We start from the raw sequence: 14,215 nt of genomic DNA, 5'->3' as shown, positions 1-14,215 counted from the left end.
CTTTTGATTTTGATCCACCCGCCCCTTCGGGAGGCTGAGTGGAGGTGTTCATCTGGGGATTGGCGCGCAGCGCCGTTCGACGCAGTCGAACCCATCGCATGTAGGTCGTAGCGAAGCAGACCGTAGGGCGATGCCCCCAGATGGATACCGGAGCGAAGGAACGCCGAGCCTCAGCGAGGGGCCGGACGCTTGGGGCGAGACCTTTTGGTTCCTTTTGGGGCGTTCCCTCCGTGTCAGGCTACCTGTCGCCCTTGTTGATTGACTCATTCATTCAAGAGGGCGAAGGTATTTAGCAATGCCCAAACGTTATGACGACAACTTCAAAGACTGGGTTGTCCTGCAGATGATGCCGCCCCTTAATCGCTCGGTGGCAGAGCTCGCGATTGCGCTCAAACTCACGCCACAGTCACTGCGTAACTGGAGACAAATGGCTAGAGATAAAGGTCTGATCGTGCCCGGGAACGGAAAGACCAGTGATCAATGGTCCAGCGCCGACAAATTCAATGCCGTCATGGAAACCGCACCGTTGAGCGAGGTGGAGATCTCTCAATATTGCCGAATAAAGGGCATTTATCCGGAGCAAATCCAGCAATGGCGCGAAGCCTGCCAAAACGCCAACACCTTGGCTGATCTGAAGCCCGGCGCAGAGAAAACTGCCGAGCAACGACGGATCAAAGAGCTGGAGCGTCAGTTGATCCGATCAGACGCTGGTCGGGCCGAAGCGGAGGCTTTGCTGGAACTCAGAAAAAAAGCCAATGCGATTTGGGGCAAGGACAAGGAAGACTGATCAGCGCCTCTGATCGCACGCAAGCCATGAAGTTGATTACTGAAGCGGTCTTGGGTGGGGCTCGCCGATATCGAGCATGTGATGAGCTGGGACTGAGCCTGCGCACGGTTCAACGTTGGCGACACACCGACGGCGACGGGCGCCTGCTAGCTCAGCGGACAGCACCGTCAAATAAACTCAGCGAGGCAGAACGCCAAGCAGTGCTTGATGCCGCTAATCAGGCTGGCTACGCCAGCCTCACACCCCACCAGATCGTGCCCAAACTGGCAGATGAAGGTATTTATCTGGCTTCGGAATCGACCTTTTATCGCGTATTAAAAGCCGCCAATCAAAACGTTCGCCGTGGTCGGGTCAAAGCCCCGAAACGCAGAGTGCTGACGACACATCGTGCTGAGGGCCCCAATCAGGTTTGGTGCTGGGATATCACCTGGTTGCCGAGCACAGTTAAGGGCCGTTTTTTCTACTGGTATATGGTCAAGGACATCTACAGCCGTAAATTGGTAGCCAATGAAGTGCATGAAGTGGAGTGCGCCGAGCATGCATGTGAGCTGCTTGAAAAGGGCTGTCTACGAGAGCAAACAGCGGGACGTCCTTTGGTGCTGCACTCGGACAACGGCCACGTCATGAGAGGCTCTTTATTACGCGAAAGCATGGTTGCTCTGGGCGTCGAGCCTTCATTTAGCCGCCCGCGAGTAAGCAACGACAATGCCTACGCCGAAGCACTTTTTCGTACGGCAAAGTACTGCCCGCTCTGGCCGGACCAACCGTTTGATACGCTCACTGAAGCAAGGCTTTGGGTGCAAAAATTTATCGAGTGGTACAACGAAGACCACCGTCACAGTGCCTTGAAATACGTGACGCCGAACGAGCGCCACGAAGGCAAGGCAACGGCTCTATTACAAGCCAGAGCAGCACTGTATGAAGACGCCAGGGAAGCTAATCCGAGCCGCTGGAGTACCAGAACGCGCAACTGGAAATTGGCAGATGCGGTGTATTTGAACCCCGAACGCCCTGATGTTAAGGCCGCGATGGCATAGCAGCAGGAGTACCAAGGCGACAGGTACCTTGACACGTACCGCGTTTGCCAAAAGGGACTCGCCGTAAGGGCGAAACCATAAGCCGCCGTTACCGCAGCAATGGATATGTACTCAATCAACAAAAACCTGGTCGGCCCTAAGGCCGCCACGCCCTAAATCGCAGCCAATAAAAAACCCGCTGAAATCACTTTCAGCGGGTTTCTCATTTCAGCGGCCAGGAAGATCAGAAATCCTCCAACCGCCACACCTCGTAAGCCGGCGTCTCATAGGGATGGCTCTCTTTCAGAGCCACCACCACCGCCCGAATCAACTCATCGCTGACCACAAGCTCAACCTTCCATTCCTCAACCTGCTCGACCTGCCCCGCTTCACCAATAAACGGCTGACTGCCATCCAAAGGCCGAAACTGACCCAACCCGAACACCTGCCACGCACAATGATCATAAGCCCCTATCCGCCCGCCACCGGCAGCGAACACAGCGCTTTTGACCACCTCGACATGACTGGCCGGAACAAAAAAACTGAGCTTGTACACGGCGCTTAGTTAACCCAGACGCGCGCGTTACGGAACATACGCATCCAAGGTGCGTCTTCGTTCCAGTCTTCCGAACGCCACGAGTTCTGCACGGCGCGGAATACACGCTCCGGGTGCGGCATCATGATGGTCACGCGACCGTCACGGCTGGTCAAACCGGTGATCCCGCGCGGCGAGCCGTTCGGGTTAGCCGGGTAGTTCTCGGTGACCTTGCCATGGTTGTCGACGAAACGCATCGCCACGCAACCCGACAGATCGGCTTCCAGCAACGCTTCTTCGCTGGCGAATTCGGCATGGCCTTCACCGTGTGCGATAGCGATCGGCATGCGCGAACCGGCCATGCCCTGCAGGAAGATCGAGTTCGATTCCTGGATCTGTACCATCGCCACGCGAGCTTCGAACTGCTCGGAACGGTTACGCACGAAGTGCGGCCAGAACTCGCTGCCCGGGATCAGCTCGTGCAAGTTGGACATCATCTGGCAACCGTTGCACACGCCGAGGGTGAAGCTGTCGTTACGTTCGAAGAAGCCCTGGAAGGCATCGCGAGCGCGGCTGTTGAACAGCGCGGACTTGGCCCAGCCCTCACCGGCACCCAATACGTCGCCGTAGGAGAAACCACCGCAAGCCACCAGACCTTTGAACTCGTTCAGGTCGACACGGCCGGCCAGAATGTCGCTCATGTGCACGTCGATTGCGTTGAAACCGGCGCGGTCGAACGCGGCCGCCATTTCCACCTGACCGTTGACGCCCTGCTCACGCAGCACGGCAACCTGAGGGCGAATGCCTTTCTTGATGTAAGGCGCGGCGACGTCCTGGTTGACGTCGTAGCTGAGCTTGACGCTCAGGCCCGGGTTGTCTTCTTCCAGCAGCACGTCGAATTCTTGTTCGGCGCAGTCGGCGTTATCACGCAGACGCTGGATCTGGTAGCTGGTTTCAGCCCACTGACGTTGCAGCAGACGACGCTGACCTTCGAACACGGTGTCGCCGTTGAACGTGATGCTGATCTCGCCGTTGTTCATCGGCTGACCGATCACCGACACGCAGTCACCCAGGCCAGCTGCGCTGAACTGCGCGAGGATGTCTGGAGTAGCGTCCTGGCGAACCTGGATCACAGCGCCCAGTTCTTCGTTGAACAGGATCGCGGCGATATCGGCGGAGGTTTCTGCCAGACCGTCGAGGTTCAGGCTCAGACCGCAGTGACCGGCGAAGGCCATTTCCACCACGCTGGTCAGCAAACCACCGTCGGAACGGTCGTGGTAAGCCAGCAGGTGACCGTCGGCGTTGAGGCCCTGGATCACGGCGAAGAAGGCTTTCAGGTCTTCGGCGTCATCGACGTCCGGAGCCTGCTTGCCGAGTTTGCCGTGAACCTGAGCGAGGATCGAAGCGCCCATGCGGTTCTGACCGCGACCGAGGTCGATCAGGATCAGGTCGGTGGTGCCCTTGTCCATGCGCAGTTGCGGGGTCATGGTCTGACGGATGTCAGCCACGGGCGCGAAACCGGTCACGATCAGCGACATCGGCGAGGTCACGGTCTTGTCGACGCCTTCGTCGTTCCAGCGGGTGGCCATGGACATCGAGTCCTTGCCCACCGGAATGGTGATGCCGAGGTCCGGGCACAATTCCATGCCGACTGCTTTCACGGTGTCGTACAGGCGCGCGTCTTCACCCGGGTGACCGGCGGCAGACATCCAGTTCGCCGACAGTTTGATGTCGGAGATTTTGGCGATGCGCGACGCCGCGATGTTGGTCAGGGTTTCGCCGATGGCCATGCGGCCCGACGCCGGAGCGTCCAGCAGAGCCAGCGGAGTACGCTCGCCCATGGCCATGGCTTCACCGGTGTAGACGTCGAAGCTGGTGGCGGTGACGGCAACGTCAGCCACCGGAACCTGCCACGGGCCGACCATCTGATCACGGGCCACGAGGCCTGTGATGGTGCGGTCGCCGATGGTGATCAGGAAGCTTTTGCTGGCCACGGCCGGGTGATGCAGAACGCGCTCGACGCAGTCGGCGATCTCGAGGGTCGACGGATCGAAATCGTCGCCCAGCTCGTTTTCGCGAACGGCCGAACGGTGCATGCGCGGGGCTTTGCCCAGCAGTACTTCGAGCGGCATGTCCACCGGGCTGTTGCCAAAGTGGCTATCCGTGACAGTAAGCTGCGGTTCGGCAGTGGCTTCACCGACCACGGCAAACGGGCAACGCTCACGTTCGCAAATCGCCTGGAAGCGTTCGAAGTCCGCAGGGCCGACCGCCAGAACGTAGCGCTCCTGGGATTCGTTACTCCAGATTTCGTGCGGGGCCATGCCCGGCTCGTCGTTTGGAATGTTGCGCAGTTCGAAGCGACCGCCACGATTGCCGTCGTTGACCAGTTCCGGGAAGGCGTTGGACAGACCGCCCGCGCCGACGTCGTGGATGAAGCTGATCGGGTTTTTGTCACCCAACTGCCAGCAACGGTCGATGACTTCCTGGCAGCGACGTTCCATTTCCGGGTTTTCGCGCTGTACGGATGCGAAGTCCAGATCCGCCGAGCTGGTGCCGGTGGCCATGGAGGAAGCAGCGCCGCCGCCCAGACCGATGAGCATTGCCGGGCCGCCGAGCACGATCAGCTTGGAGCCAACAGTGATCTCGCCTTTCTGTACGTGTTCGGCACGGATGTTACCCATGCCGCCGGCCAGCATGATCGGCTTGTGGTAACCGCGAACTTCGTCGCCACGCGGGGTGGTGATCGATTGTTCGAAGGTACGGAAGTAGCCGGTCAGGGCCGGACGTCCGAATTCGTTGTTGAACGCGGCGCCACCCAACGGGCCTTCAATCATGATGTCCAGCGCGGTAACAATGCGCTCAGGCTTGCCGTACGGCACTTCCCACGGCTGTTCGAAGCCCGGGATTTGCAGGTTGGACACGGTGAAACCAGTCAGGCCAGCCTTGGGCTTGGCGCCGCGACCGGTTGCGCCTTCGTCACGAATCTCGCCACCAGAGCCGGTGGACGCGCCCGGAAACGGGGCAATCGCGGTCGGGTGGTTGTGAGTTTCGACTTTCATCAGGATATGCACCGGTTCCTGCACCGCGCCGTACTGGCGGGTTTCAGGGTCCGGGAAGAAACGGCCAGCGACGGAGCCGACGATCACCGAGGCGTTGTCCTTATAAGCCGACAAAACACCTTCGCTGTGCATCTGATAGGTGTTCTTGATCATGCCGAACAGGCTTTTTTCCTGGCTCTGACCGTCGATATCCCAACTGGCGTTGAAGATCTTGTGACGGCAGTGCTCGGAGTTTGCCTGGGCAAACATCATCAGCTCGATGTCGTGCGGGTTGCGCTTCAAGCCGACGAAGGCTGCGACCAGATAGTCGATCTCGTCTTCGGCCAGGGCCAGGCCCAGCTCGGTGTTGGCTTTTTCCAGCGCGGCGCGGCCGCCACCCAACACGTCGATCGCGGTCAGGGGCTTGGGTTCGGCATGGCTGAACAGGCCGGCGGCTTGTTCAAGGTTGTCCAATACGATCTGGGTCATGCGGTCATGCAGCGCGCCTGCGATCAGCTGCGCTTCGGCGTCGCTGAACTGGCCGGCGACGTAGAACGCAATGCCGCGCTCCAGGCGCTGGATCTTGGTCAGGCCGCAGTTGCGAGCGATGTCGCTGGCTTTACTCGACCACGGCGAGATAGTGCCGAAACGTGGCAACACCAGAAACAGACGACCGGTTGGCTCTTGTACTGGAACGCTTGGGCCGTACTTCAGAAGGCGCGCGAGCACCTGCTGTTCGTCGCCGGTCAGGACGCCGGTAACTTCGGCGAAGTGAGCGAATTCAGCATATAAGCCACTGACAGCCGGAACCTTCTGGCTCAGTTGCTCAAGGAGTTTGCTGTGGCGAAAGGCAGAAAGGGCAGGAGCGCCGCGCAGGATCAACATCTTCGGGACAGCCTCGGGAAGGGATGTGCTTTGAGGCCGTGCATTCTAGCCTAAACCGCCCGCGACAGCACCCGAAACGGTACGCACGGCTGCACCCGAACGTCGGGCCGGGTATTCGGGCCCTGAACAGGAGCGCTCCGAGGGTTATTTTTTCTGTCACAAAATGCTGTTCGGGCCCATTCCTGCGGGCTCCAAGCGGGTTTTAGACTCTCTAGCAGACAAGCCCTTCGCTGTCGAGATATGGCGCTCGTGGTCCTTTGCGTATACTGCGCAGATGTTTTCCCCAACGGCTTTGCGTCCGCGGTACGCCAAATGGCTGATCGCAACCGGACTCTTCCTGGTGCTCGGTGGCTGTGTTGATAAACCCAACACGCTGGAGCGCGTAAAGGAGGATGGCGTGCTGCGGGTGGTTACCCGTAACAGTCCCGCCACCTACTTTCAGGATCGCAACGGTGAAACCGGCTTCGAATACGAGCTGGTGAAGCGTTTCGCCGACGATCTGGGGGTCGAACTCAAGATCGAAACCGCCGACAATCTCGACGACCTGTTCAATCAGGTGGGCAAGCCCAATGGCCCGGTGCTGGCTGCTGCCGGTCTGGTCAGCAGCGAGCAACGCAAACAGCAGGTGCGGTTCTCTCACTCTTACCTTGAAGTCACCCCACAGATCATCTACCGCAACGGTCAGTCACGGCCGACCGACGCAGGCGATCTGGTCGGCAAGAAGATCATGGTGCTCAAGGGCAGCACCCACGCCGAGCAACTGGCGGAGCTGAAAAAGAAATTCCCTGGCATCCAGTACGAAGAATCCGACCAGGTTGAAGTGGTCGACTTGTTGCGCATGGTCGATGAAGGCCAGATCGACCTGACCCTGGTCGATTCCAACGAAGTCGCGATGAACCAGGTGTACTTCACCAACATACGGGTCGCCTTCGATCTCGGTGACGCCAGCAATCAGAGCTGGGCCGTGGCCGCCGGCGAAGACAACAGCCTGCTCAACGAGATCAATACCTATCTCGACAAAGTGAAGAAAAACGGCACCCTGCAACGCCTCAAGGATCGCTATTACGGGCACGTCGACGTGCTGGGTTATATGGGCGCCTACACCTTCGCCCAGCATCTGCAACAGCGGTTGCCCAAGTACGAACAGCATTTCAAGACGTACGCCAAGAAAGAGAAAGTCGACTGGCGCTTGTTGGCCGCGGTCGGTTATCAGGAATCGCTGTGGCAAGCGGCAGTCACGTCGAAGACCGGCGTGCGCGGATTGATGATGCTGACCCAGAACACGGCGCAAGCCATGGGCGTGTCCAATCGCCTGGACCCCAAACAGAGCATCATGGGCGGCGCGAAGTACCTGGCCTACATGAAGGAGCAACTGGATGAATCGATCCAGGAGCCGGATCGCACGTGGTTCGCGCTCGCAGCCTACAACGTTGGCAGTGGTCATCTGGATGACGCGCGCAAACTGACGGCCAAGGCAGGGTTGAACCCGGACAAGTGGCTGGACGTGAAGAAAATCCTGCCGCGCCTGTCGCAGAAACAGTGGTACAGCAAGACTCGCTATGGCTACGCCCGGGGCGGCGAGCCGGTGCATTTCGTGGCGAACATCCGTCGTTACTACGATATCCTGACGTGGGTGACGCAGCCGCAGCTGGAAGGCAATCAGGTCGCCGAGGGCAACCTGCATGTGCCGGGGGTCGACAAGACCAAGCCGAGCCAGGAAACCCCTCCGCTTTAAATCTTCGCCGCCTTCAAAGACGCCATCGCGGGCAAGCCACGCTCCCACAGGTCCGCGTCGAGCACACAATTGTCGTTCAACCCGGACCCGTGGGAGCGTGGCTTGCCCGCGATGGCAGCGCCGCCGATCTAACCTTTCAACGCAGCCGCCAGAATCAGCGCCTTCATCTCCGACACCGCCGACTTGAACCCGACGAACAACGCGTGGGCCACCAGCGCATGGCCGATGTTCAACTCGTTGATGCCCTTGATCGCCGCAACCGCCTCGACGTTGTGATAGTGCAGACCGTGACCGGCATTGACGATCAGCCCTTGGGCCAGACCGAATGCCACGCCATCGGCCACGCGCTTCAGTTCTTCAGCGACTTCGGTTGGCGTCTCGGCATCCGCATAACGCCCGGTGTGCAATTCAATGGCCGGCGCACCGACACGACGGGACGCTTCGATCTGCCGCTCGTCTGCGTCGATGAACAGCGACACTTCACAACCGATCTTCGCCAGACGATCCACCGCCGCCTTGATCCGCTCCTCCTGCCCTGCCACGTCCAGACCGCCTTCGGTGGTCAGCTCCTGACGGGTTTCCGGGACCAGGCAAATGTGCGCCGGACGGATGCGTTCGGCGAACGCCATCATTTCTTCGGTGACGCCCATTTCGAAGTTCATGCGGGTTTGCAGCACGTCCTTGAGCAGCAGCACGTCGCGCTCCTGAATGTGTCGGCGGTCTTCGCGCAAGTGCACGGTGATGCCGTCAGCGCCCGCCTCTTCCGCGTCCAGCGCTGCCTTGACCGGATCCGGGTAACGAGTACCCCGGGCCTGACGCAGGGTGGCAACGTGGTCAATGTTCACGCCAAGAAGAATGCGATTGCTGGTGGTCACGGAAGCGCTCCTGAAATAAGGGAAAGTTCGGTGCACAGCATACGGGGAGACTACGGCTTGCGAAACAACTCGCGACTGACCAGCGGACGACCGCCCAGATGGACAGCAAGCGCCTGACGCATCAGGCGCTTGGCAGCAGACAACGCGCCAGGGGCGGACCAGTCAGCGTCGGCCATGGCCAGCAGTTCGATGCCATTGAACAAACCGGGTTGCAGCAGATAGACCCGCTCCAGACCCGCGTCCACCTGTAGACGGTAGAGGCCATCCGGCGCGATGGAGTCGCCGTGAATGTCGGTGTTCAATGCAAAGCCATAACCGAGGTCGTCGAGCAGACGCCATTCGAAGGAGCGCAGCAAAGGCTCCAATGGACGGCCTTCGGCCAGGGCGAGCAAGGTCGCGGCGTAGTGATCGAAAACCGCGGGATGAGGGTCTTCGGCCGGTAGCAGACGGATCAGCAATTCGTTGAGGTAGAGGCCGCTGAACAGCGCCTCGCCGTTGAGCCAGGTGGAAACACCGGCGCTTTCCATGCGACCAACGTTTTTCAACTCACCCCGACCACGGAACTCGACTTCCAGCGGTACGAACGGCCGCGCCAGGGTTCCAGCCTTGCCCCGCGCGCTACGCAACACCGCCCGCAGCCGACCTTGCGGCGTAAGGAAATCCACCAGCGCACTGCTTTCGCGGTAGGCGCGGCTGTGGAGGACGTACGCGGGTTGGCCTATGGGGGCTTGAGACATGGAAGTCAGGGTTCTCAATGACGGAGCGCAGTTTTAAAAACAACCCAAAACCAATGTGGGAGCGGGCTTGCCCGCGATGGCTGACTTACATTCAACATCTCTGCTGAATGTTACATCCTCATCGCGGGCAAGCCCGCTCCCACAGGGTTCTACGGTGCAGCGCAGACCGGTGTTACAGGTCGCCGTAGCCCAGCGAACGCAACGCACGCTCGTCATCGGACCAGCCGCCCTTAACCTTAACCCACAGGTTGAGCATGATCTTGGAGTCGAACAGCAGCTCCATGTCCTTGCGCGCCTCGGTGCCGATACGCTTGATGCGCTCGCCCTTGTCGCCAATGATGATTTTCTTCTGGCCGTCACGTTCGACGAGGATCAAGGCGTGGATGTGCAGGGTTTTGCCCTGCTGCTTGAACTCTTCGATTTCCACGGTGATCTGGTACGGCAGCTCGGCGCCCAACTGGCGCATGATTTTCTCGCGCACCAGTTCGGCGGCGAGGAAACGACTGCTGCGGTCAGTGATCTGATCTTCCGGGAAGAAGTGATCGTTTTCCGGCAGGTGCTCGGCGATCACTCGTTCCAGCGCGTCCAGGTTGTGCCCGTGCTGGGCCGAGATCGGCATGATCTGCGCGTTCGGCAGCTGTTCCTGCAACCAGCTCAGGTGCGGCATCAGTTCAGCTTTATCTTCGATACGGTCGGTCTTGTTCAGCGCCACGATCAGCGGGCCGGTCACGTATTGAACGCGCTCGAGGACCATCTGGTCTTCGTCGGTCCACTTGGTGCGGTCAACCACGAAGATCACCACGTCGACGTCTTTCAACGCCGCCGAAGCGGTCTTGTTCATGTAACGGTTCAGGGCCTTTTCGCCACCCTTGTGCATGCCCGGGGTATCGACGTAGATCGCCTGAACGGCGCCTTCGGTCTTGATGCCGAGCATGTTGTGACGGGTGGTCTGCGGCTTGCGCGAGGTGATCGCCAGCTTCTGACCCAGAATGTGGTTCAGCAGCGTGGACTTGCCCACGTTGGGACGGCCGACGATGGCAACATAGCCACAGCGAGTTGCAGTTGAATCAGTCATTGCCATTCTCCACACCCAGGGCAATCAGTGCTGCTGCGGCCGCTACCTGTTCGGCAATACGACGACTCACACCCTGACCTCGGCTTTTTTCATTCAGTAAGGTGATTTCACATTCGACGAAGAACGTCCGGCAATGTGGCTCACCCTGGATATCCACCACTTCGTAACGTGGCAGCTCACAACCACGGGACTGCAGGAATTCCTGCAGGCGGGTTTTCGGATCTTTGTTGGTGTCGACCAGCGTCAAGCCTTCGAACTCCCCGGCCAGCCAGGCCAGCACGCGCTCACGCGCCATGTCCATGCCGGCGTCCAGGTAGATCGCACCGATCAGCGCTTCCAGGGCATCGGCCAGAATCGACTCGCGGCGGAAACCGCCGCTTTTCAACTCGCCGGAGCCCAGGCGCAGGTATTCGCCCAGGTCGAAACCACGGGCCAGTACGGCCAGGGTCTCACCTTTCACCAAGCGTGCGCGCAAGCGCGACAACTGGCCTTCGCGGGCCAGCGGGAAGCGATCGAACAGCGCCTCGCCAGCGACGAAGTTGAGGATGGCATCACCGAGGAACTCCAGGCGTTCGTTGTTGCGCCCGGCAAAGCTGCGGTGAGTCAGGGCCAGGACCATCAGTTCCTGGTCCTTGAAGGTGTAGCCGAGCTGACGCTCTAGACGGCTTAAGGAGACGCTCACGGTTTACCCACGCTGAGTTCGTGGCTGGATTCCACCGCCATCGCCGTGGTGCGGCGCAGGCTTGGGACAATTAACGCTGTGTTCAAAAATAACGTCCTGAATATCGTTGTTTTCATGCTTCTGTCACCGGTTATGCCGACTCCAGAAATGCATTCGGCGCTGTGTTCAACAGCGCCGTGTGTGATTACTTGATCAGGCCAACCCGCGAGAAATTCGGCAGGTGACTGAGTTTGGGTTCCGGCCAGCTCATCCAGACTGCGAAGGCCTTGCCGACGATATTCTTGTCGGGAACCATGCCCAGCAGATCCTTGGGAATACTCGGATCATCCCAGTAGCGACTGTCGTTCGAGTTGTCGCGGTTGTCGCCCATCATGAAGTAGTGCCCGGCAGGCACGGTCCACGAACGATCCGGCGCTGCGCGGTAGCGGCTCATTTCCTTGCGGATAAGGTGCTCGGCGATGCCGAGTTTTTCCTTGTAGAGCTCAGCGCTGCCCAACGTGCCCGGCTCGGAGCCGACCAGTTGTTCGGCGATCGACTCACCGTTGACGAACAGACGCTTGTCAGCGGTGTAGCGAATCTGGTCACCCGGCAGGCCTACCACACGCTTGATGTAATTGACGTTCGGGTCGCTCGGGTAGCGGAACACCATGACATCGCCGCGCTGTGGATCACCGACTTCGATGACTTTCTTGTCGATCACCGGCAGGCGGATCCCGTAAGAAAATTTGTTCACCAGAATGAAGTCGCCGACGTCCAGGGTCGGTTTCATCGAGCCGGAAGGAATCTGGAACGGTTCCACCAGGAACGAACGCAGCACCAGCACGATGAACAACACCGGAAAGAACGACTTGCCGTATTCGACCAGCAGCGGCTCTTTGTTCAGTTTCTCGACCACCACCATGTCAGCCTGGCTGACGCTACCCTGGTAAGAGTTAATGGCAGCCCGGCGCCGTGGCGCCAGGAACAGCAGATCGAGCAACGCCAACAAGCCGCAGACGAACACGGCGATGACCAGCAACAGCGGGAAATTTAGTGACATAGGACCTAACTATCCAACCTGAGCACTGCAAGGAAGGCTTCCTGTGGAATCTCCACGTTACCGACCTGCTTCATGCGTTTTTTACCGGCCTTTTGCTTTTCCAACAGCTTGCGCTTACGGCTAACGTCACCGCCGTAGCATTTGGCCAATACGTTCTTTCTGAGTGCCTTGACGGAAGTCCGCGCAATGATCTGCCCGCCGATGGCGGCCTGGATCGCGACGTCGAACATCTGGCGCGGAATCAGTTCTTTCATCTTCTCGGTCAACTGGCGACCTTTGTAGTGCGCATTGTCGCGGTGCACGATCAGCGCCAGGGCGTCGACCTTGTCACCGTTGATCAGCACATCCAGTTTCACCAGATTAGCTGATTGATAACGGTCGAAATGGTAATCCAGCGAAGCATAGCCACGGCTGGTGGATTTCAGACGATCGAAGAAGTCGAGGACCACTTCGTTCATCGGCAAATCGTAGGTCACTTGTACCTGGGTACCGAGGAACAGCATGTCGTGCTGCACGCCACGCTTTTCGATACACAGGGTGATGACGTTACCCAGGTGCTCTTGCGGCACAAGGATATTGGCCCGCACGATCGGTTCACGCATGTCTTCGATCGACGACAGGTCCGGGAGCTTCGACGGGTTATCGACGTAAATCGTTTCGCCGGTTTTCAGCAGCAGCTCGAAAATTACCGTCGGCGCGGTGGTAATCAGGTCCAGGTCGTACTCGCGCTCCAGGCGCTCCTGGATGATTTCCATGTGCAGCATGCCGAGGAACCCGCAACGGAAGCCGAAGCCCAGGGCGTCGGAGCTTTCCGGGGTGTACTGCAAGGACGAGTCGTTGAGCGTGAGCTTTTGCAGGGCTTCACGGAAATCTTCGAAGTCGTCGGAGCTGACCGGAAACAGACCGGCGTACACCTGCGGCTGAATGCGTTTGAATCCTGGCAGCACGTCAACGTCTGGCGTGGAGCTCAAGGTCAGGGTGTCACCGACCGGTGCACCGTGAATGTCCTTGATACCGGCAATGATGAAGCCCACTTCGCCGGCCTTCAGGTCAACGGTGGCGGTGTGTTTCGGGTTGAAGACACCGACGCTGTCCACCAGGTGGATCTTGCCGGTGGATTTGACCAGAATCTTGTCGCCCTTCTTCACACGACCGTGACGCACGCGGACCAGGGAAACAACGCCCAGATAGTTGTCGAACCAGGAGTCGATGATCAACGCTTGCAGCGGATCTTCGTAGTTGCCGGTCGGCGCAGGAATGGTGTGAACCAGGCGTTCGAGCACTTCGTCGACGCCCAGGCCAGTCTTGGCGCTGCACTCGACCGCATCGGTGGCATCGATGCCGATGATTTTTTCGATTTCTTCTTTGACGCGGTCCGGATCGGCCTGTGGCAGGTCGATCTTGTTCAGGACTGGCATGACTTCCAGGCCCTGCTCGATCGCCGTGTAGCAGTTGGCAACCGACTGCGCTTCAACGCCCTGACCGGCATCGACCACCAGCAATGCACCTTCACAGGCCGCCAGCGACCGGCTGACTTCGTAGGTGAAGTCAACGTGGCCCGGGGTGTCAATGAAGTTCAACTGGTACTTGATGCCATCGCGAGCGGTGTAATAAAGGGTGACGCTGTGGGCCTTGATGGTGATCCCGCGTTCACGCTCCAGGTCCATGGAGTCCAGCACCTGGGCTTCCATTTCGCGCTCGGCAAGGCCGCCGCACATCTGGATGAAGCGATCGGCCAGCGTCGACTTGCCATGGTCAATGTGGGCGATGATGGAGAAATTGCGGATATGACTCAAATCACTCACGGATCA

At 59.2% G+C, this 14,215-nt stretch carries 10 protein-coding genes; 2 read left to right on the top strand and 8 right to left on the bottom strand.

Annotated features, from left to right (window positions below; all coding sequences use genetic code 11):
* Positions 1–295: 295 nt before the first annotated feature.
* Positions 296–1,824, top strand: a protein-coding gene (locus TU81_RS12720) for an IS3 family transposase (protein ID WP_390176087.1) whose coding sequence is annotated in 2 segments (ribosomal slippage) — positions 296–761 and positions 761–1,824 — 1,530 coding nt in all. Because the reading frame shifts where the segments join, the coding sequence is not laid out codon by codon here.
* A 223-nt stretch (positions 1,825–2,047) separates the two neighbouring features.
* On the opposite strand, the gene TU81_RS12715 is transcribed toward TU81_RS12720, so the two are convergent.
* Positions 2,048–2,359, bottom strand: coding sequence for a Nif3-like dinuclear metal center hexameric protein (locus TU81_RS12715; RefSeq protein ID WP_038981681.1), 312 nt, complete (start codon positions 2,357–2,359; stop codon positions 2,048–2,050).
* 5 nt (positions 2,360–2,364) lie between these two features.
* Positions 2,365–6,261: a phosphoribosylformylglycinamidine synthase gene (gene purL, locus TU81_RS12710; RefSeq protein WP_038981680.1), complete on the bottom strand. Its 3,897-nt coding sequence runs from the start codon at positions 6,259–6,261 to the stop codon at positions 2,365–2,367.
* 274 nt (positions 6,262–6,535) lie between these two features.
* Here purL and mltF point away from each other — a divergent pair, with 274 nt between their 5' ends.
* Positions 6,536–7,996: a membrane-bound lytic murein transglycosylase MltF gene (gene mltF / locus TU81_RS12705; protein ID WP_038981679.1), complete on the top strand. Its 1,461-nt coding sequence runs from the start codon at positions 6,536–6,538 to the stop codon at positions 7,994–7,996.
* Between the two features lie 128 nt (positions 7,997–8,124).
* Here the strand turns inward: mltF and pdxJ are convergent, their stop codons facing one another.
* The 6 genes from pdxJ to lepA form a co-directional block, all read right to left on the bottom strand.
* Positions 8,125–8,871 carry a pyridoxine 5'-phosphate synthase gene (gene pdxJ / locus TU81_RS12700; RefSeq protein WP_038981678.1) on the bottom strand — a complete coding sequence of 249 codons (747 nt, stop codon included), beginning with the start codon at positions 8,869–8,871 and terminating at the stop codon, positions 8,125–8,127.
* Positions 8,872–8,921: 50 nt separating this feature from the next.
* A complete protein-coding gene (gene recO, locus TU81_RS12695; RefSeq protein WP_048395438.1) occupies positions 8,922–9,608 on the bottom strand; it encodes a DNA repair protein RecO in 687 nt (228 codons plus the stop codon).
* Positions 9,609–9,780: 172 nt separating this feature from the next.
* Positions 9,781–10,683, bottom strand: a complete 903-nt coding sequence (gene era / locus TU81_RS12690) for a GTPase Era (protein ID WP_048395436.1) — start codon at positions 10,681–10,683, stop codon at positions 9,781–9,783.
* The gene (gene rnc / locus TU81_RS12685) at positions 10,676–11,365 is read right to left on the bottom strand and encodes a ribonuclease III (protein ID WP_010463056.1); all 690 of its coding nucleotides are present in this window, start codon (positions 11,363–11,365) and stop codon (positions 10,676–10,678) included. Before rnc ends, era begins: the two co-directional genes overlap by 8 nt.
* 184 nt (positions 11,366–11,549) lie before the next feature.
* Positions 11,550–12,404: a signal peptidase I gene (gene lepB, locus TU81_RS12680; protein WP_038981676.1), complete on the bottom strand. Its 855-nt coding sequence runs from the start codon at positions 12,402–12,404 to the stop codon at positions 11,550–11,552.
* Positions 12,405–12,409: 5 nt separating this feature from the next.
* Complete coding sequence (gene lepA, locus TU81_RS12675) at positions 12,410–14,209, bottom strand: translation elongation factor 4 (protein WP_038981674.1); 1,800 nt, start codon at positions 14,207–14,209, stop codon at positions 12,410–12,412.
* Positions 14,210–14,215 lie beyond the last annotated feature (6 nt).

Source organism: Pseudomonas lini, assembly GCF_001042905.1.
GTDB classification, from domain to species: Bacteria; Pseudomonadota; Gammaproteobacteria; order Pseudomonadales; family Pseudomonadaceae; genus Aquipseudomonas; species Aquipseudomonas lini.
This window is presented reverse-complemented; position numbering and strand designations above follow the sequence as displayed.